The 18,543-nt window shown below is 41.7% G+C and carries 17 protein-coding genes; 8 read left to right on the top strand and 9 right to left on the bottom strand.

Annotated elements, in window-relative coordinates; genetic code table 11:
• Window positions 1-265 precede the first annotated feature (265 nt).
• The 6 genes from coaE to VUI23_RS16120 form a co-directional block, all read right to left on the bottom strand.
• Window positions 266-883 (bottom strand): dephospho-CoA kinase, encoded by a 618-nt coding sequence (coaE, locus tag VUI23_RS16145; RefSeq protein WP_216047217.1) that lies wholly within the window; start codon window positions 881-883, stop codon window positions 266-268.
• A complete protein-coding gene (locus tag VUI23_RS16140; protein WP_342805005.1) occupies window positions 880-1,758 on the bottom strand; it encodes an A24 family peptidase in 879 nt (292 codons plus the stop codon). The genes coaE and VUI23_RS16140 overlap by 4 nt, the downstream gene beginning before the upstream one ends.
• Window positions 1,759-1,875: 117 nt before the next feature.
• Entirely contained in the window at window positions 1,876-3,084 is a 1,209-nt protein-coding gene (locus tag VUI23_RS16135; protein ID WP_342805004.1) for a type II secretion system F family protein, read from the bottom strand.
• Between the two features lie 81 nt (window positions 3,085-3,165).
• Window positions 3,166-3,576, bottom strand: a complete 411-nt coding sequence (locus VUI23_RS16130) for a prepilin-type N-terminal cleavage/methylation domain-containing protein (protein WP_342805003.1) — start codon at window positions 3,574-3,576, stop codon at window positions 3,166-3,168.
• Between the two features lie 205 nt (window positions 3,577-3,781).
• Window positions 3,782-4,621, bottom strand: a complete 840-nt coding sequence (gene nadC / locus VUI23_RS16125) for a carboxylating nicotinate-nucleotide diphosphorylase (protein ID WP_342805002.1) — start codon at window positions 4,619-4,621, stop codon at window positions 3,782-3,784.
• 60 nt (window positions 4,622-4,681) lie between these two features.
• Complete coding sequence (locus VUI23_RS16120) at window positions 4,682-5,206, bottom strand: TIGR02281 family clan AA aspartic protease (RefSeq protein WP_216047212.1); 525 nt, start codon at window positions 5,204-5,206, stop codon at window positions 4,682-4,684.
• Window positions 5,207-5,263: 57 nt separating this feature from the next.
• On the opposite strand from VUI23_RS16120, the gene ampD reads away from it, so the two are divergent.
• The 8 genes from ampD (at window position 5,264) to VUI23_RS16080 (ending at window position 15,110) form a co-directional block, all read left to right on the top strand.
• Window positions 5,264-5,839: a 1,6-anhydro-N-acetylmuramyl-L-alanine amidase AmpD gene (gene ampD, locus VUI23_RS16115; protein WP_342805001.1), complete on the top strand. Its 576-nt coding sequence runs from the start codon at window positions 5,264-5,266 to the stop codon at window positions 5,837-5,839.
• Window positions 5,840-5,911: 72 nt separating this feature from the next.
• Window positions 5,912-6,736 carry a beta-lactamase regulator AmpE gene (gene ampE / locus VUI23_RS16110; RefSeq protein WP_303501359.1) on the top strand — a complete coding sequence of 275 codons (825 nt, stop codon included), beginning with the start codon at window positions 5,912-5,914 and terminating at the stop codon, window positions 6,734-6,736.
• Between the two features lie 287 nt (window positions 6,737-7,023).
• Window positions 7,024-7,779, top strand: coding sequence for a pyruvate dehydrogenase complex transcriptional repressor PdhR (gene pdhR / locus VUI23_RS16105; protein ID WP_216047208.1), 756 nt, complete (start codon window positions 7,024-7,026; stop codon window positions 7,777-7,779).
• Window positions 7,780-7,913: 134 nt separating this feature from the next.
• Window positions 7,914-10,586 carry a pyruvate dehydrogenase (acetyl-transferring), homodimeric type gene (gene aceE / locus VUI23_RS16100; protein WP_216047207.1) on the top strand — a complete coding sequence of 891 codons (2,673 nt, stop codon included), beginning with the start codon at window positions 7,914-7,916 and terminating at the stop codon, window positions 10,584-10,586.
• A 15-nt stretch (window positions 10,587-10,601) separates the two neighbouring features.
• Complete coding sequence (gene aceF, locus VUI23_RS16095) at window positions 10,602-12,596, top strand: dihydrolipoyllysine-residue acetyltransferase (RefSeq protein WP_342805000.1); 1,995 nt, start codon at window positions 10,602-10,604, stop codon at window positions 12,594-12,596.
• A gap of 151 nt (window positions 12,597-12,747) precedes the next feature.
• Window positions 12,748-14,169: a dihydrolipoyl dehydrogenase gene (gene lpdA, locus VUI23_RS16090; protein ID WP_216047205.1), complete on the top strand. Its 1,422-nt coding sequence runs from the start codon at window positions 12,748-12,750 to the stop codon at window positions 14,167-14,169.
• A 168-nt stretch (window positions 14,170-14,337) separates the two neighbouring features.
• Window positions 14,338-14,748 (top strand): GFA family protein, encoded by a 411-nt coding sequence (locus tag VUI23_RS16085; RefSeq protein ID WP_216047204.1) that lies wholly within the window; start codon window positions 14,338-14,340, stop codon window positions 14,746-14,748.
• A 116-nt stretch (window positions 14,749-14,864) separates the two neighbouring features.
• The gene (locus VUI23_RS16080; RefSeq protein ID WP_216047203.1) at window positions 14,865-15,110 is read left to right on the top strand and encodes a DUF1289 domain-containing protein; all 246 of its coding nucleotides are present in this window, start codon (window positions 14,865-14,867) and stop codon (window positions 15,108-15,110) included.
• A 38-nt stretch (window positions 15,111-15,148) separates the two neighbouring features.
• On the opposite strand, the gene VUI23_RS16075 is transcribed toward VUI23_RS16080, so the two are convergent.
• From VUI23_RS16075 to VUI23_RS16065, 3 genes are read right to left on the bottom strand one after another with little or no spacing between them, the layout of a single operon-like run.
• The gene (locus tag VUI23_RS16075; protein ID WP_342804999.1) at window positions 15,149-16,048 is read right to left on the bottom strand and encodes an alpha/beta hydrolase; all 900 of its coding nucleotides are present in this window, start codon (window positions 16,046-16,048) and stop codon (window positions 15,149-15,151) included.
• A 2-nt stretch (window positions 16,049-16,050) separates the two neighbouring features.
• Window positions 16,051-16,854, bottom strand: a complete 804-nt coding sequence (locus VUI23_RS16070) for a hypothetical protein (RefSeq protein ID WP_303501347.1) — start codon at window positions 16,852-16,854, stop codon at window positions 16,051-16,053.
• A 37-nt stretch (window positions 16,855-16,891) separates the two neighbouring features.
• Window positions 16,892-18,340: a wax ester/triacylglycerol synthase family O-acyltransferase gene (locus VUI23_RS16065; RefSeq protein ID WP_342804998.1), complete on the bottom strand. Its 1,449-nt coding sequence runs from the start codon at window positions 18,338-18,340 to the stop codon at window positions 16,892-16,894.
• Window positions 18,341-18,543: the final 203 nt, after the last annotated feature.

Here is an 18,543-nt window from a genome sequence, read left to right as displayed (position 1 = left end):
TACGCAGACGGAAGATTTAATGTTCTTAAAAATAGTAAATTAAATAGTTAGAACTGGCTATTGAATGATTATTATAACCGGAACTACACCGCAAAACGCATCAGATTTCAACCCCAAGATAATAAAGTTGCCATCAAGTCACATTAGCGCCATTAGATAATTTGGGGGTCAATTGGTAAAGCAGCAGTTAGAAGAATAACATAACAAAATTGGTCTGAGTCAATATTTGGTTTTTAATACACAGTACCGTCAATGTTTTATTTGTTTAAATCAAGGCCAGTTGATTGTTCGCTTGCAATAAATATTGCTTGTGCAATTGGCTTACTTGGTTTGTTAAATTATCAACTGGGCCATTATTATCGATTACATCGTCGGCATGCTTTAACCGCACCTTACGAGAGACTTGGTTAGCCATTATGTTTTTAATTTGCTGTTGAGACTGTTGGTCTCGGTTTGCTGCCCGTTGCAGCTGAATGTCTTCACTAACATCGACCACCAAAACCCGATTGACCATTGCCATCATGTTATTTTCGATCAACAAGGGAACGGCAAGGATACAATATGGAGACTTAGCCTGTTTTAATTGACGTTGCATATTTTGGCGAATTAATGGATGCAGTAGGTTATCTAACCAAGTTTTCAATAAGGGATCAGAAAATACTATCTCTCGAATATATTGGCGGTTCAGATTTCCGTCACTTAAAAGCGAATCTTTCCCAAATTTTTGCGCAATCAAATGCAAAGCCGGACTACCTAGTTCAACCACTTGACGGGCCAACACGTCAGCGTCTATTACATCGATGCCTAAATCAGCAAATAAATCTGAAACGGCGGTTTTGCCACTGCCAATTCCGCCAGTCAATCCAACTACGTAATCACTCATGCTATTGCCCAACTCCAATACCAGTTAGCTATATCTTTGCCATAAATTAACGTCAGCCAACCGGCAATCGCCAAGTACGGACCAAAAGGAATATGGCTGCCTTTATCTTTTCCTTTGATCAATAAATAGCTAATTCCTATAATTGCACCAACAAAAGATGAAAGTAATATGATGATCGGAAGGTATTGCCAACCGACCCAAGCACCTAAGGCTGCGAGCAATTTAAAATCACCGTAACCCATTCCTTCTTTGCCTGTGAGTAACTTAAACAGCCAGTAAACACTCCACAGACTTAGGTAACCTGCTGCCGCTCCAATTATGGCGTCGATAGGACTTACAAATAAGCCCGTGGTACTGAATACTAGACCTAACCATAAAACTGGCAGGGTAATTTGATCCGGTAACAACATTTTATCGATATCAATAAAAATTAACGCAATCAGGCACCAAGTCAGTAACACTGCGGCGGCGGCTTGCCATCCGAAACCAAAATGCCAGGCTATCGCCATGCTGGCTAAAGCAGTCAGCAACTCAACGGCAGGGTAGCGAAATGAAATTGGATTTTTGCACTGACTGCATTTTCCCTTAAGAAAAAGCCAGCTAATCACTGGAATATTCTCCCAAGCTCTTATTTTATGTTGGCACTTAGGGCAAGTTGAGTCAGGTTTAATTAAATTGAACGTCTCTGAAGAGGCTTGTTCTGCCGATTCTGGCTGGAAATATTGTTGATACTCTTGTTTCCAACCTCTTTCCATCATTAACGGCAAGCGGTAAATAACCACATTTAAAAAACTGCCTACCAATAAACTGACGACAAAGACAAAACTAACAAAAAATAGGGGTGAATCGGCTAAGAGCTCAAACATCGCAGGCATATATAGGCACTTTATTATTATGAAAAATCATTTTGTTTAAGCTTGCCAGAAAAGTCTTTAGGTAGAAACCTTTCTAGCAATCATAATACGAATTATATAACGTGAGTCTGGCTTTTGCTAAACCACGTTACCCATTTGGAAGATTGGTAAATACATAGCGATAATCAAACCACCAATGACCACCCCTAAAACGGCCATAATCATCGGCTCTAACAAACTGGTTAAGCCGTCAACCATGTCATCTACTTCGGCTTCGTAAATAGTTGCAATTTTACTGAGCATATCATCCACTGCACCAGACTCTTCACCGATGGCAATCATTTGCGTCACCATGTCTGGAAACACGCCTGTTGCGCGCATCGCGGTGTTCATTTGCATACCGCCAGCAACTTCCCGCTTAATAAATAATATAGCATCCCGAAAAACGGCATTGCCCGAAGCGCCAGCGGCTGAGTCCAATGCGCCAATCAAAGGCACACCAGCAGCAAAGGTGGTTGCAAGTGTACGGGTAAATCGAGCGATTGAGGCTTTTTTTAAAATTTCACCAATAATGGGTATTTTGAGAATTAGCATATCCACTTTATCTTGTAAGTTTTTTGACTTTTTGTGGGCCCGCATAAATAAAACCGCAGCAATCGCTGTGCCCGCCGCGATGAAAATGCCAAAATCTTGCACAAATTGGGAAATAGCTAATACAAATAAGGTAAAGGCGGGTAATTCAGCTCCAAAGCTACTGAATATTTCTTGAAACTGCGGTACTACAAATATCAATAGGATAGTGGTTACAATAAAGGCGACTACTACTACCGCAATTGGATAGAACATGGCTTTTTTGATTTTCGATTTTAACGCTTCGGCTTTTTCTTTATAAGTCGCGATTCGATCATAGATTGTTTCTAAGGCACCGGATTGTTCACCGGTTTCAACCAAATCACAATATAGGTCTTCAAATTGATCAGGATGTTTGCGCAGCGCACTTGATAGCGGATTGCCGGCTTTGACTTCATTGGCAATCTCGGTAAGCATTCGGCGCATGCTTTGTTTTGCATGACCTTGGGCGATCATGTCGATGGTTTGAATTAATGTAACACCCGCCCCAAGCATGGTGGCGATTTGTCGAGATAACACACAAATATCTTGAGCGGAAACTTTGTCTTTTCTACCAAATAGTGGCTTGGCGAGTTTCTTAACTTTAGTGGCAGAAACACCTTGGCGGCGTAGCATGTTTTTCGCTTCCGACAACGAAATAGCACTGATCTCGCCTTTACGACTGTTGCCTTTTTTATCGACTCCAACCCAGGTATACATTTCTGCTGTTTTAGCCATCGTTAAACCCTATTTATCTATCTGTTTAGACGAAAAAGCCCAGTTAACCTGGGCTTTAAATATTATTTTCTTAGCTAAATATTAACAAAGAGTAGTATCACTACAAGTTGGAGTCCAAGTTACCTTGCCAGCCGCATATGCAGCAGTTAAAGTATAGGTTTTACCTGCCAAATCACTACCAGTCTTACCTTCAGTTACGATAGTACCGTCAGTAGTAGTCAAACCTACTTCTGCTGCAGATACTGTTACGTTAGCTGGGATACCATTTGAACCACCGTCACAATCAGTCAATGCATTGTTAACCTGTGCACATACTTCAACCGCTGATTTCGCTGCTGCTGTCGCATTAGTTACTTCAGTAAACTTCGCTTTTTGCGTGTATCCTTGGTAAGCAGGTAATGCGATGGCTGCAAGAATACCGATAATCGCTACAACGATCATCAATTCAATTAGTGTAAAACCTTTGTTGTTAGTCATTTGAGTCATTTTCATGGTATTTATCTCCTGCACCATTGAGTGCGATTTAAGTTACTGTAAAATAATTAGTTAAGTTGTTTGTTGCCACAACTACGTTTGCGTTTGATGGCGTCCTCGTTGAATTCATAATCAGTATAGAACGAGATCCGTTACTGACAAGTATGCAGAAATATACTCAAGTCTCTTTCATCAAACAATTTTGCCGTCTATAAATAGTTAACTAATTGATTCTAAGAGATAAATCAATTGATTTGACATCCTTGGTTAAAGCCCCTGATGACACAAAATCTATACCTATTCCCCGCAAATTATGCAATTTTTCTTCGGTTATATTGCCCGAAACTTCCAATTTCACTGTTTTTTGATTGATCAATACTGCTTGACTAAGCATTTCGTGATCAAAATTATCCAACATCACAATATCTGCCCTTGCATCTATCGCCTGTTGCAGCTCTTCGAGGCTTTCCACTTCCACTTCCACCTTGGCTTGCGGCATATTTTGGCGTGCTTGTTTAACTGCGTTGGCAATAGAGCCGCACGCCAATATGTGGTTTTCTTTTATAAGGAAAGCATCAAATAAACCAATACGATGATTTTCGGCACCACCGCATTTTACCGCATATTTCTGTGCCAAGCGCATGCCTGGTATAGTTTTGCGAGTGTCTAATAAGGTGATACCGCTACCCGCGAGTATATCAACGTAGGCTTTCGCCGTGGTTGCAGTTCCAGATAATGTCTGTAAAAAATTGAGGGCGGTGCGCTCTGCAGTCAATATGGAGCGCGCCGAGCCAGCGAGTTCGCAAAATATTTGATTGGCTTTACATAAATCGCCATCCGCCACTAACCAATTGACTTTGATTTCAGGATTTACTTGTCTGAATGTTTCAGTTGCCCATTGTATACCGCATATTGTGCAGTCTTCTCGGGTTAGAATAGATGCTTTTACCATCACATCATTACTAATTAATGCCGCGGTAATGTCTCCATCTATTGGGCCTAAGCCATTTAAATCCTCGTCAAGCGCTTGCTCAACATCTTTTATTATCGAGTTTTGATTCATATATAAGTCACACAAGTAAAGTAATCGCAGATTAGCCAAGAGGTAATCTATTTAATATTGTTAATGTCGCAGTATTAACCAATCTCCACGTTGAGTAAATTCCAACTGTTTGAGTACACTCATACCCAACAGAATTTCATCACTTAACATACCGGGGTTGATACTGGCACGAACGTCGTTTATTCGGATCGAGCCTAAGTCAAGTTGTTGGATGTTAGTTTGCGCTACAGTCACATTGCCGTTAGCGGTTGAAACGGAGTATCTAGCGCCACCGACTAAACCTAATTCATTGGCCAAATGAGCTGGAACAGATACATTGGTTGCGCCTGTATCTAATAAAAAGGTAACAGGTTGTCCATTAATCAGGCCACTGGCTACATAATGGCCCATACGATTGCGCTTGAGCTTAACTTCAGCGGCACCGTTGTTTAGCTGACTTTGCGGATTTTGATTTGGATTTTTTTGTTTTTCTAAACGATCACCAAAAAATAGCGATAGCAGCAACAGACCGACTATCCAAAACGCAAAAAACATCCATTTTCCTATTTTAGTGGAGTTTTCCGCTGGTGATTGATTTTGTTCCATTCTATACCCTGCTATGCTGCTTCTTTATCGCTTATATATTAACGGCTATTTTTATATATGGTCTCAGACACCAGATTGCAAATAAACGCGGGTTGGCTAGATTCGGTTCAACGTTCTGAATGTGAGCATTTTGATTGCAGACCAGCGGACCATGATATCAGTCTATTGGTAATCCACAATATATCATTGCCTCCCGGTGAATTCGGCGGCCCGCATATTTTAGATTTTTTTGCTGGAAAACTTCAGCCTCACAGCCATCCTATATTTGAACAAATATATCAGATGCGGGTGTCATCTCATTTGTTGATTCGACGAGACGGTCAAATTATCCAATTTGTAGGATTCGAAGAACGCGCTTGGCATGCTGGTGTTTCGTCCTTTCAAGGTCGTACCAGATGCAATGATTTTTCAATTGGCATTGAGTTGGAAGGGACAGATAATACCGCATATAGTGAACAGCAATATGCAGCATTGGTTCAAGTCACTAACGTTATTGTTGAAAAATACCCATTAATTACTATAGGTAGAATCGTCGGCCATAATGATATTGCTCCAGGACGTAAAACTGATCCTGGGGTGAGTTTTGATTGGCCAGGCTTTAGGCAACAGATTAGTTTCAGCAAGAGCATATAAGGCCGAGGCCTGCAGCGCTTTTTTGCAGCAAACACTTTTTTATAATGAATATAATAAATAGAAGGAAGTTACATGACATTAATTAGCTTGATTGTGGTTTTGATGGCAGAACGTGTAGCCACTCAAACCAAGTATTGGCGAGAGAGTTTCTATAATGGCCTTTATCAACGTTTTTTAATGAGAAAAAATATCTTTTCTGAAGATATGTCCACTGCCAGTTTTTTAGCGGTGGTTATTCTTCCTGCGCTAATCCTTCTAATATTAATCAATAGCGTTGATAACGCTTTGATTAGACTCATTCTTGATACCGCGATTTTGATGGTATGTATAGGCTGTCCCAATTTGCGAGATGTGTACAAATGTTATCTGCAAGCGGCTAATCGAGGTGATTTTCAGGCTTGTACTATGTATGCCGATCAGTTGGGCCACAGTGGAGACAGCCCAGGCTCATTTGGCCAAGAATTGGTATGGTTGAACTATCAACATTATGCGGCGGTGATTATTTGGTTCGCGTTGCTTGGCCCTGCGGGTGCGGTTATGTATGTTTTGGCAAGAAGCACAACTCATGCTTACAAAACAGAGTTTCAAAATGAATTAAGCATAGCCCAACAATTAATGGCTATTCTTGATTGGCTACCTGCAAGAATTACCGCTTTAGGTTTATTATTAATGGGGCACTTTTCTCGCGCATTGCCAATTTGGTTGAAGTATTTATTTGACCTTAATGTTTCGGCAAAAGAACTTTTATGCAAAGTCGCCGACGCCGCAGAAGAAGTCGATATTAACAAAGAGGACTATACTGAAGAGCCTTGCACTTTGGTGCGTTTAGCCAAACGAAATGTGATGTTTTTAGTGGTCTTAATATCAGTGTTATCGCTTTCTGGTTGGTTGAGGTAAATTAAACACCCTAAATGCTATCATTGAATGTAATGGTCTGACCTCGCTTTAAAGGCCTTTAAAAATACGTTGTTTAACAATTTTCGAATTTAATTAACAGAATCATTGAACAAGTTTTTTAGGTAAAAGGTTTACGTAATTAAATAACTAGTCTAACCTATTAGGTAAAATGGTCTTACCAATTTGCAGTGTGGGGTGTAGCAAACTAAGTTTTTTGCTAATTAACACTATGGCGAGTCCTAAAAATATGGCAGGTCCTAACATTTTTTGAGGAAGCACACGCAAATATGCAACGCATACAGTCGAGAAAACTTTCTGATGTGATCACTGAACAGCTTGAATCGATGATCATTGATGGGCGTTTATTAGCTGGTCAAAAGTTACCTTCGGAACGTGAGCTCGCCGAGAATTTCGCCGTATCTAGACCGTCATTACGTGAAGCGATTCAAAATTTAGAAGCTCGCGGTTTGCTGTTACGCAAGCAAGGCGGTGGTACCTTTGTTAAGCGTAATCTTACTGCATCGGTTACCGATCCTCTTCTGGATCTAATTGCTAAACGACCTGAAACTCAATTTGATTTACTCGAATTTCGTCATGCTTTAGAAGGCATGGCTGCATATTATGCTGCGCTGCGAGGCCAGCCAGAAGACTACGTTAAATTAGAAGAAGCACTAGCGTCCATTTCGGAGCTTTCTAAAAAATCAGACAAAACAGATTTATCTAAAGCCTTGGTAGATTTTTATCTCGCCATGGCTAAAGCCTCACACAATTTGGTGTTAGTGCACGTTATGCGTAGCTTGAAGTCGATGTTGCAGGAAAATATTAAAGCTAACTTTGAAATGCTAGCGATTAGAGACGATGTCACTGACATCATTCATAAACAACGTGAAAAAATATTGGCTGGAATAGTTTCTCGTGACCCGGAAACTGCTAGGCAAGCAAGCAATGAACACTTGGCGTTCATTGAAGATATCTTGTTAGAAATAAACCGACAAGATACCAGAATTCAACGGGCACTTAGAAGAATTGAAATACAGAAATAACCTTATTGGCATTGTTAATATTGCTAATTTATGTAATTTACTTACTGAACTGAAAGAAAAGAATATAAATTTAAACTATTCTTTATTTTCTCGGTCAGTAAATTTTAACTTTAAACTAACTAAAGGAAAGCACCATGGCTGATATGATGCATCCGGATGTGGATCCACAAGAAACCCAGGAATGGATAGAAGCACTAGACGCAGTACTTGAAGAAGAGGGTGTGGAACGCGCTCACTACTTATTAGAAAGCTTGATCGAAAAGGCTCGCCGTAATGGTGCTTACCTGCCGTACACAGCTACCACTGCCTATATAAACACCATTCCCGCAGGTCAAGAACCGACCATGCCTGGGGATCAAACGATTGAAGCTAAAATTCGTCAAGCAATTCGTTGGAATGCAATGATGATGGTTTTACGCGGCTCTAAGAAAGATTTGGAGCTAGGTGGCCATATATCAAGTTTTGCATCTTCAGCTATGCTTTATGATGTCGGTTTTAACCACTTTTTCCGTGCGCCAAACGAAAAAGATGGCGGCGACTATTTATTTGTTCAGGGCCATGTTTCTCCTGGAATTTATTCTCGCGCATACATTGAAGGTCGTTTAACTGAAGATCAGCTTGATGGTTTCCGTCAGGAAGTGGATGGCAAGGGGATTTCCTCTTATCCTCATCCTAAGTTAATGCCTGATTTTTGGCAGTTCCCAACTGTATCTATGGGCTTAGGTCCAATGCAGGCTATCTATCTAGCTCGCTTCTTAAAATACCTCACAAATCGTGGACTAAAAGATTGTTCAGAACAGCGTGTATGGTGTTTCATGGGCGATGGCGAAGTTGATGAGCCTGAAAGTTTAGGAGCTATTGGTTTAGCCTCTCGTGAAGGGCTAGATAACTTAACATTTGTCATCAACTGTAATTTGCAACGTCTTGATGGTCCTGTTCGTGGTAATGGTAAAATTATCCAAGAATTAGAAGGGACTTTCCGCGGTGCTGGTTGGGAAGTGATTAAAGTCATTTGGGGACGTTATTGGGATCCTCTATTGGCACGGGATACCTCTGGCAAGTTACTCGATGTAATGAATGAAACCGTCGACGGTGAATACCAGAATTACAAAGCCAAAGGTGGCGCTTACACTCGCGAAAACTTCTTTGGTAAGTACCCAGAGTTAAAAGACATGGTGTCAAACATGTCAGATGACGATATTTGGCGCTTGAATCGTGGTGGACACGACCCAGTAAAAGTTTATGCTGCATACAAACGTGCTTCAGAAACACAAGGTCGTCCTCAGGTTATCCTAGCTAAAACCGTTAAAGGTTACGGTTTAGGTTCAGCTGGTGAAGGCAAAAACATTGCTCACAACGTCAAGAAAATGGACATAGATGCGGTTCGTCAATATCGCGACCGTTTCAATATTCCAGTTGCTGATGACGATCTTGAAAACTTACCTTATTACAAGTTTTCTGAAGATAGCCCTGAATTGACTTATCTCAGACGCCGTAGAGAAAAGCTGTTTGGTTATATGCCAACCCGTTTAGCGGACAGTACTGAAGATTTACCAGCGATACCGTTAAAAGCGTTTGAAGCAATCACTAAAGGGTCAGGGGAGCGTGAAATCTCCACTACTATGGCGTTTGTTCGCGTATTAACCGTGATGCTCAAAGACAAACAAATTGGTAGCCGTATCGTACCAATTATTCCAGATGAAGCCCGTACTTTTGGTATGGAAGGTTTGTTCCGCCAGGTAGGTATCTATTCTAGTCAGGGACAAAAATACGTTCCTCAAGATGCCGATCAAGTAGCCTATTATCGCGAAGATAAAAAAGGTCAGGTGTTACAAGAAGGTATTAACGAACTTGGTGCTATGGCATCTTGGTTAGCTGCCGGTACTTCTTATTCAACCAATAACCTACCTATGATTCCGGTCTACATTTATTACTCCATGTTTGGTTTCCAACGTGTGGGTGATATGGCTTGGGCTGCGGGTGATAGTCAGGCTAGAGGTTTCTTAGTTGGTGGAACAGCAGGTAGAACCACACTAAATGGTGAAGGTCTGCAACACCAAGATGGACACAGCCATGTACAAGCGGCTTTGATTCCAAACTGTGTAACTTACGATCCAACTTATGGTTATGAAGTAGCTGTGATTGTGCAAGACGGTTTACGTCGCATGGGTGAGAATCATGAGAATGTATTCTATTACCTAACCGTAATGAACGAAAACTACGTTCAGCCAGAAATGCCTAAGGGTGCCGAAGAGGGAATTATTAAAGGTATTTATTCTCTTGAAAAAGTAGGTACAGCTAAGAGCAAGAAGAAAGTTAAGTTGCTTGGTTCTGGTACTATTTTGTTGCAAGTTCGTGAAGCTGCGCAACTGTTGAAAGATAAGTTCTCAGTTGCCTCTGAAGTATTCAGTGTACCTTCATTTAATGAATTGGCTCGTGATGGTTTAGACTGCGAACACTTTAATATGCTAAACCCAGACAAAAAAGCCAAAGTACCTTATATCACTAGCGTGCTTGAAGAAGGGTTTGACGGCCCGACTATTGCTGCGACCGACTACGTTAAAAACTATGCTGACCAAGTTCGTGCATTTGTGCCAGGTCAATATAAAGTACTAGGGACCGACGGTTTCGGTCGTTCTGATAGTCGTCCTAACTTGCGTCATCATTTCGAGGTTGATGCTAAGTTTATCGCCCTTGCAGCGTTAACTGAGTTAAGCAAAGCCGGTGATATTGATAAGAAAGTTGTGCTAGATGCTATCAAAGAGTTTGGTATTGATGGCGATAAACTTAATCCGCTTTACGCGTAATTGGGAGGACTCAAAATGTCAGATTTAAAAGATGTATTGGTCCCCGATGTGGGCGGTGAAGAAGTTGAAGTCATTGAAATCTGTGTTTCTGTAGGTGACGATGTCGAAGCAGAAACGTCGCTGATAACGGTTGAAAGTGATAAGTCCAGTATGGATATTCCGGCGCCGTTTGCAGGTTCGGTTGCAGATATTTTGGTGAAGGTAGGTGACAAAGTCAGTCAAGATACTTTGATCATGAAACTTGCCGCTGCGGGCGCGTCCTCTGAAGCGGCTGCTTCAGAGTCAGCACCAGAACCAACGGCAGAACAACCTAAAGCCGCTGCTGCAAGTGCTAGCAGTGAAGTGATTGAAGTTAAGGTGCCTGATATTGGTGGTGACACTGATGTTGATGTGATTGAGGTACTGGTCGCCGAAGGCGATAAGATTGATGCAGAAACGGGTTTAATCACCTTGGAAACTGATAAGGCGACCATGGACGTACCTTCGCCTGCTGCAGGTGTGGTGAAGTCGCTTAAAATCAAAGTCGGAGACAAAGTCTCTGAAGGAACTTTGATACTTGAATTAGAAACTCAAGGTGCATCAGATTCTGCCGCGGATACTGCGCCTAGCGCTGCTGAATCGGCACCATCGCCAGCACCAGCACAACAAGCATCTGCGCCAGAAGCCCCTGCAGCTGAAGAAGCTGACTCGGGTGAACAGAGCACCTCAGTGATTGATGTAAAAGTACCTGACATCGGTGGTGATACTGATGTTGATGTCATTGAAGTATTGGTTGCGGTTGGCGATGAAATAGAAGCTGAAGCAGGCTTGGTGACTTTGGAAACCGATAAAGCCACCATGGATGTACCGTCACCGAAAAGTGGTACGGTTAAAAGTGTCGAATTAAAGGTTGGCGATAAAGTATCAGAAGGTAGTTTGGTTATCACATTAGAGGTAACTGAAAAATCAGCACCCAAAGCAGCTGCTCCAGCACCTGCCCCTGCTCAACAAGCAGCGGCACCTGCAGCACCTGCCAGAGCTGAGAATACCCGTAAGCCACCGGTTCCACATCATCCATCTGCGGCCGACAAAAAATCCAGTGGTAAAGTTCATGCTTCACCGTCGGTGCGTCGCTTAGCGAGAGAATTTGGTGTAGATTTAACACAGGTTGCTGGTAGCGGTCCTAAAAAACGTATTTTAAAAGAAGATGTGCAATCTTTTGTTAAATACGAATTATCACGTCCTAAAATGACCCCTGGGTCATCTGTTGGAAGTGGTTCAGGTGGTTTGCAAGTACTAGCTCCACCGAAAGTTGATTTTGCTAAGTTTGGTGAGGTGGAAGAAGTTCCACTAACGCGAATTCAGAAAATCTCTGGACCAAACCTGCACCGCAATTGGGTAACGATTCCACATGTTACGCAATTTGAAGAAGCCGATATAACGGAATTGGAAAAATTCCGTAAAGAGCAAAACGTCATCGCTGAAAAACGTAAACTAGGGGTTAAAATTACACCTTTAGTCTTTATGATGAAAGCGGTAGCCGATGCGCTTAAAGCGTATCCGGTATTCAATACGTCTTTGTCTGAATCTGGCGAATCACTTATCCAGAAAAAGTATTACCATATTGGTATTGCTGTTGAGACTCCAGGAGGACTTGTTGTTCCTGTAGTACGTGATGTGGATAAAAAAGGTATTGTCGAACTTTCTCGAGAACTTACTGAAATTAGTATCAAAGCCAGAGATGGAAAACTTAAAGGTCCGGATATGCAGGGCAGCTGTTTTACTATCTCTAGTTTAGGCGGCATTGGTGGTACTGCATTTACGCCTATCGTAAATGCGCCTGATGTGGCTATTTTAGGTGTTTCGAAAAGTGAAATGAAACCAAAGTGGAATGGTAAAGATTTTGAGCCAAGACTCATGTTACCGCTGTCATTATCTTACGATCACCGTGTGATTGATGGTGCTGTAGCTGCACGTTTTGCGGTTCATTTGAGCAACGTGTTGGCTGATCTTCGCCAAATTCTACTTTAGGTCATAATTAAGTGCGCTTTTGCTTAAATCATGTTGAAGCGCACTTTTTTGATATTTTTCGTGTTTAGTCGTGCTTTACTTTGCTAACATAAAGTCGCAAAGGTAGTATTTTACAGGTCTGTCAGAATAGAATTCGAAATTTGAGGTCATAATGAGCGAAATTAAAACTCAACTGGTTGTGCTAGGTGCAGGACCTGGTGGTTATTCAGCAGCGTTTAGAGCTGCCGATTTAGGTATTGAAACAGTCATCATTGACTCCCGTGAAACCTTAGGTGGAGTATGTCTTAACGTAGGCTGTATCCCTTCTAAAGCGTTACTTCACGTAGCTAAAGTAATTGATGATGCGAAAGAAATGGCTTCACACGGCGTTGTGTTCGGTGAGCCTAAAATTGATTTAGATAAAGTACGTGGCTGGAAAGACAGTGTAGTAGGGCAACTTACTAAAGGTTTGTCAGGCATGTCTAAAATGCGCAAAGTTAAATTTGTGCAAGGTTACGGTAAATTCACCGGTTCTAATACCCTTGAAGTAGAAGGGAAAGACGGTAAAACAACCATTACATTTGATAACGCGATTATAGCTGCTGGTTCAGAGCCAGTTTCACTTCCCTTCATTCCAAACGATGATGATCGAGTAATCGATTCTACAGGCGCGTTGGAAATGAAAGATATCCCTGAAAAAATGTTAGTTTTGGGTGGCGGTATCATTGGTTTGGAAATGGGGACTGTTTATCGTTCTCTAGGTTCGCAAATTGATGTGGTTGAGTTTTTAGACCAGTTGATTCCAGCTGCTGACAAAGACGTCATCAAAATTTATCAAAAATACGTTAAAAACAAATTTAACGTCATGTTGGAAACAAAAGTAACAGCTGTTGAAGCTAAAGACGACGGTTTATACGTTACTTTTGAAGGTAAACAAGCACCTGCTGAGCCAGTTAGATACGATAAAGTACTAGTGGCAGTTGGACGTCGTCCAAATGGCAGTTTAGTTGCAGCCGATAAAGCTGGCGTGAAAGTAGATGAGCGCGGTTTCATTAACGTTGATAAGCAAATGCGTACTAACGTTAGCAACATCTATGCGATTGGTGACCTTGTTGGACAACCTATGCTTGCTCACAAAGCGGTACATGAAGGTCATGTTGCTGCAGAAGTTATTGCTGGTAAGAAGCATTACTTTGATCCTAAATGTATTCCTTCAGTTGCCTACACTGACCCAGAAGTCGCTTGGGTAGGATTAACTGAAAAAGAAGCTAAAGAGCAAGGCGTAAGTTATGAAACTGCCTCTTTCCCTTGGGCTGCTTCAGGCCGAGCTATTGCTTCTGGTCGTACTGAAGGTATGACTAAAATGATATTCGAAAAAGACACTAACCGTGTAATCGGTGGTGCAATTATCGGTATCAATGCGGGTGAAATGTTAGGTGAAATTGGTTTAGCCATTGAAATGGGCGCTGATGCTGAAGATGTTGCTTTGACAATTCATGCTCACCCAACGTTAAATGAATCAATTGGTTTAGCTTCTGAAATATTTGAAGGAAGTATTACTGATTTGCCAAACCCAAAAGCAAAGAAAAAGTAATTCTCTGAACGATACAAAGAATGCCAGTCTGCGTTGAGCAAACTGGCATTTTTTATGTCTGCAGGTTTTATCTGGTTTTATCATCACCTGAGCTTATGCTTCTATAATTAAGCGGGGGGATGAGCTAGATTCGTTTTGCTAAATAAAATTATTATAAGAGGAATTATTATGCCGCAAGAAATTAAAGGTAGCTGCTTATGTGGTGCAGTGACCGGTCAGGTTCATGGACCTTACAAACGTTTTTATCAATGTCATTGTGATCGCTGTCAAAAGAAAACTGGCTCAGCGTTCGCTTCACTAATATTTACCGATCCTGACAATATCCAATGGCACAGTGGTGAAGATAAAATAAAACGTTTTGATCTACCAAATGCGGTGCGCTTTAGTAATGTTTTTTGCTCTGATTGCGGCTCACAAGTGCCTTATTTAACCCGTGATGGCAGTATGCTGTGCATACCTGCTGGCTTCTTAGATGGCGTTCCAGATATTACGCCCCAAGCGAATATATTTTGGGAAGAAAAATTTGCTTGGTACGATGATGGCCAAGCGGCACCTAAATTTGCCCAATATCCAGAATAGTATTGGATTAATTGAATTCAGATCATTATTAAAATCATAATTGGTATTTCGCCTACTTTTGAATAAGGGTGTAAACTATAGGAAATGATCTGAATTTATGAATAAAAGTCGCCACTGTGGATCAACTCGAGTTTTTTGACATCCCTAGCCCCTGCATCGGTGTTTGCCAATCAGGTAAAGGGGGCTATTGTACGGGATGTTTCCGCAGCAGGGACGAAAGGCTGTATTGGAATCAGACTACACCTTATGCCAAAAGGGTTATTATAAAAGCTTGTCAGAGACGCAAAGCCATAGCCTCACGCAGGAAAAACGGCGATGCTAAAACAACAACACCTCAGCAAACAGACATGTTTGATGAGTAACGGCCTTTCCCACAGACTTCAACTGCGGTAATTGTATGTTAATTGGCTAACTTAGCGATACTGCTGATGATTTGATCCCAAGCCTCTTCAGGCAATGTGTGCCCCATACCTTTAATAATAACTAGTTCACAATTTTCGATGGCTGCGGCTGTGGCTATCCCACACTCGACGGGAACAAGCGGATCACAATCACCATGGATCACCAGGCTCGGTAATTTAATCTTATGTAACGCTGAGGTTCGATCAGGTGAGGCTAATATTGCACAGGTCTGTCGCCACACGCCATCAGGGTTAAATGAGCGTTCTCTGGCGTGCTGCATAAGCTTTGCTATCTTCTTTTTATCAAAATTGAAATAGTCACCATTGAGCATTTTCCATAATTTTAAAGAATAATGTAGGTAAGCTTTAGGATCTTTAGGCGGCGGCTGTATGATTTTTAACATTACCGACTTTTTGGGTTTAGGTAGCGATCGGTTACCGGTAGTAGACATAATAGAGGTTAAACTGGCCACCCTATTTGGATAATCTATGGCGATACATTGGGCGATCATTCCACCCATAGATACTCCTACTAAATGGCAGGTAGCAATGTTTAGATGATCTAATAATGCAACTGCATCACCGGCCATCGTATGTAAATCGTAAGGAACGTGTAGCTTTTTACCAAACAATTGATTGGCCGCGACTGAAAAAATGGTTGGCTTTTTTTGACCTTGTAATAAGGTACTTCTGCCAATGTCGCGATTGTCGAAACGGATCACCCAATACCCTTGGTCCACCAATTTTTGACAAAATCGTGGATCCCAATGAATCATTTGAGTTGCTAGGCCCATTATCAACAATAGGGGTTTGTCTTTTGGGTTACCAAAGGTTTGGTAACACAACGTAATTCCGTTTACGTCCGCGAACAGCTCTTCGCTATTAGTTACTTCACTCAAATTTATGCCCTGTCAGGATTTGGATACAGAACTCTATGTAAGGTTTTTTGTCTGAATGGCTGCCATTGGCCTTCTTTTTGCGCTAATCGATTGGCGACAATCCATAATACCTGAGAATTATGTCCTAAGCCCATATGGCTACCTTTCACCTCAATATTTTCCGATTGTGGATGTAAATGTTCATTTGAGTTGATACATGATTGCCAGTGAGCTACGCCGTCACTACGGGAAAAAATAGCTGAACTTGGAACCTGTGGTGGGGGAATAATTCGTTGTGCAGCATCTGGTTCTCGTTGATTTAAATCGCCATTTATCATCTCAAACATTTTAGCCGCTACGGGGGCAGAACCCTGAGGGCCATTAAATGGACTGCCTAACGAAATAACTTGTCTTACACAATCAGGAATTGCACGGGCAATTTCTCTTGCCAAAATGCCACCCAAACTCCAGCCCACAAGGCTGACCTTGGCATCGTGTTTGACATGCAATTCAATGACTTTATTGAGTAACTGGTCACTCACGATATGCTGTCCACCTACAATGTGGGTGCCTAGGTTTCTTCCTAAGCCCCAACCATGAGGTTTATAACCTTTCATTTTGAGAAAGGTACGTAGAGGTTTAGTCGAAATATCCGAGGCTAAGAAACCAGGCAAAACCATCACAGGATGTTTGTCACCACGAGGAGCTTGCAGCAATAAAGGCATCAATAAACTGGTTGTACCGAATTCGAAAAGCGATCTGCCCTCCGAGAGCATATGGCGCTTTTTGGGACGATTGTTTGGCAGTGTCGCTATTTCGTTATTCATATAAACTCTCTACTTCTTTGGTTATATACTTCGTGCTTTATTTTTCATTTAACAAAGCGTTAAACGCAGCCATGTTGGCTTGCTTCTTCTGCACGGCAGCTTCCAATTCATTAGCGGAATCTAATATGCATTTAGTTAAAACATCTATATCGGGCATCAAATTGGCTGAACTTGTTGGACTGATTGTGATCGTCCCGTCGTAGCTTAGCACCGGCATAATTAACCCCATACCATCAAAAATGGGCCCGGTTCCCATATTGGTAAGTAACTTGTGTCCGCCTAGATACAACGGAATATTTGGGCCCGGGACATTTGTAATTACCAAGTTGAAAAATGGTTTATGCCACTTGGCTAACGCTGATCGTGTATAAAATCGTGAAGCTACACCAGCTAAACCGAATGGAATTAAGTCTGCGTATCCCATTAGACTTTTAGCGTCAATTGCTTCTTGGTACAGCTTACCAACTAGGGTATTAACATGGATTTTCTCCAAACGCTTAATCGGGTCTGCCTCATTTGTAGCTAATTGGATGTACATGGCTGATACCTGATTTCCCATCGCGTTCTTTTCATCTTTCGAACGGGTTGAGACAGGCACCATAGCTACCAATGGTTGCTCAGGCAATTCCCCTTTAGCTAATAGGTATTGGCGCAACGCACCGCCACAAATAGCCAATATCACATCGTTTAGGGTAGCCCCATCAACCACTTTACGTATTGCCTTTACCCGATCAATTTCGAGTAAAGCGGAATTCCATTTACGTTCTTGCTCAACCACCCCATTAAATGGCGTTTTTGGAGCGCGGAAGGGCAGGGTTGGCATTTTAATGCCATGTACACGGGACAGATAACTGGCTTTTAAGGTGGCCTTGCCTGTATCCCATAACAATCCCGGCAATTTTCCCGGAATAGTAACTAAGTTATACGCACTACGAGCCATAAGGTTCATCGCGCCAGGGATCTTTTCTTGGGGTTTGGATACTTTCGCGGGGACCGGCCGAGGTTTGGGAGTGACATCCCACATCATGGCCATTAAATCTGCACCTGATTTACCATCGAAACCAGAATGGTGTACTTTAGTTATTATCGCGACAGATCCTTTCGGTACTTGCGATACGTTGTCTAAGCCTTCAACAAAAATAAATTCCCAAAGCGGTCTGCTCCTATCTAGACATGTTGAAAAATGCTGAGATGCAGCATAACGCAGTTCCTTCCAAGAACCCGGCGCAGGTAATTTCATGTGTCGTATATGTAAACTCAAATCGAAATTGGGATCTTCAATCCAGTAAGGTCTATCTAGGCTTAGGGGAACGGTAACCAGTCTTTCGGTGAGCTTTGAAACTAGATGGATACGTTTTTCCATAAATTCGTAAAACTCTTCGAATTTCATCGATCCTTCCATTATGCATACGCCACCTATATGCATCGGGATTTTTTCAGTTTCTAAAAATAGAAAAGTTGCATCTAAACCTGAGAGTTCTTCCATCCTGCTTCCCTGTTAACAAACAGTTATAAATATACCGTACGCCTAACAACGTAAATATCAACTTTTTTTTGTGGTTGGATAAGCAGTGCGGCTGAAGCCTTGGTTAAATATGAAAACCCATAACTATGCACAAAAAAAAACCGCAATTTGAGTTCAGCATGACTATAATGTCCACTACTATCAATCACATCTCATCCAAAAGT

This window comes from Alteromonas sp. M12 (assembly GCF_037478005.1).
GTDB lineage: Bacteria > Pseudomonadota > Gammaproteobacteria > Enterobacterales > Alteromonadaceae > Aliiglaciecola > Aliiglaciecola lipolytica_A.
This window is presented reverse-complemented; position numbering and strand designations above follow the sequence as displayed.

Coding starts and splice junctions, on each gene's coding strand:
- ampE (WP_303501359.1), top strand. CDS start 5,912: ATGACATTAATTAGCTTGATTGTGGTTTTGATGGCAGAACGTGTAGCC.
- VUI23_RS16085 (WP_216047204.1), top strand. CDS start 14,338: ATGCCGCAAGAAATTAAAGGTAGCTGCTTATGTGGTGCAGTGACCGGT.
- ampD (WP_342805001.1), top strand. CDS start 5,264: ATGGTCTCAGACACCAGATTGCAAATAAACGCGGGTTGGCTAGATTCG.
- pdhR (WP_216047208.1), top strand. CDS start 7,024: ATGCAACGCATACAGTCGAGAAAACTTTCTGATGTGATCACTGAACAG.
- aceE (WP_216047207.1), top strand. CDS start 7,914: ATGGCTGATATGATGCATCCGGATGTGGATCCACAAGAAACCCAGGAA.
- lpdA (WP_216047205.1), top strand. CDS start 12,748: ATGAGCGAAATTAAAACTCAACTGGTTGTGCTAGGTGCAGGACCTGGT.
- coaE (WP_216047217.1), bottom strand. CDS start 883: ATGAGTGATTACGTAGTTGGATTGACTGGCGGAATTGGCAGTGGCAAA.
- aceF (WP_342805000.1), top strand. CDS start 10,602: ATGTCAGATTTAAAAGATGTATTGGTCCCCGATGTGGGCGGTGAAGAA.
- VUI23_RS16120 (WP_216047212.1), bottom strand. CDS start 5,206: ATGGAACAAAATCAATCACCAGCGGAAAACTCCACTAAAATAGGAAAA.
- nadC (WP_342805002.1), bottom strand. CDS start 4,621: ATGAATCAAAACTCGATAATAAAAGATGTTGAGCAAGCGCTTGACGAG.
- VUI23_RS16065 (WP_342804998.1), bottom strand. CDS start 18,340: ATGGAAGAACTCTCAGGTTTAGATGCAACTTTTCTATTTTTAGAAACT.
- VUI23_RS16130 (WP_342805003.1), bottom strand. CDS start 3,576: ATGAAAATGACTCAAATGACTAACAACAAAGGTTTTACACTAATTGAA.
- VUI23_RS16140 (WP_342805005.1), bottom strand. CDS start 1,758: ATGCCTGCGATGTTTGAGCTCTTAGCCGATTCACCCCTATTTTTTGTT.
- VUI23_RS16070 (WP_303501347.1), bottom strand. CDS start 16,854: ATGAATAACGAAATAGCGACACTGCCAAACAATCGTCCCAAAAAGCGC.
- VUI23_RS16135 (WP_342805004.1), bottom strand. CDS start 3,084: ATGGCTAAAACAGCAGAAATGTATACCTGGGTTGGAGTCGATAAAAAA.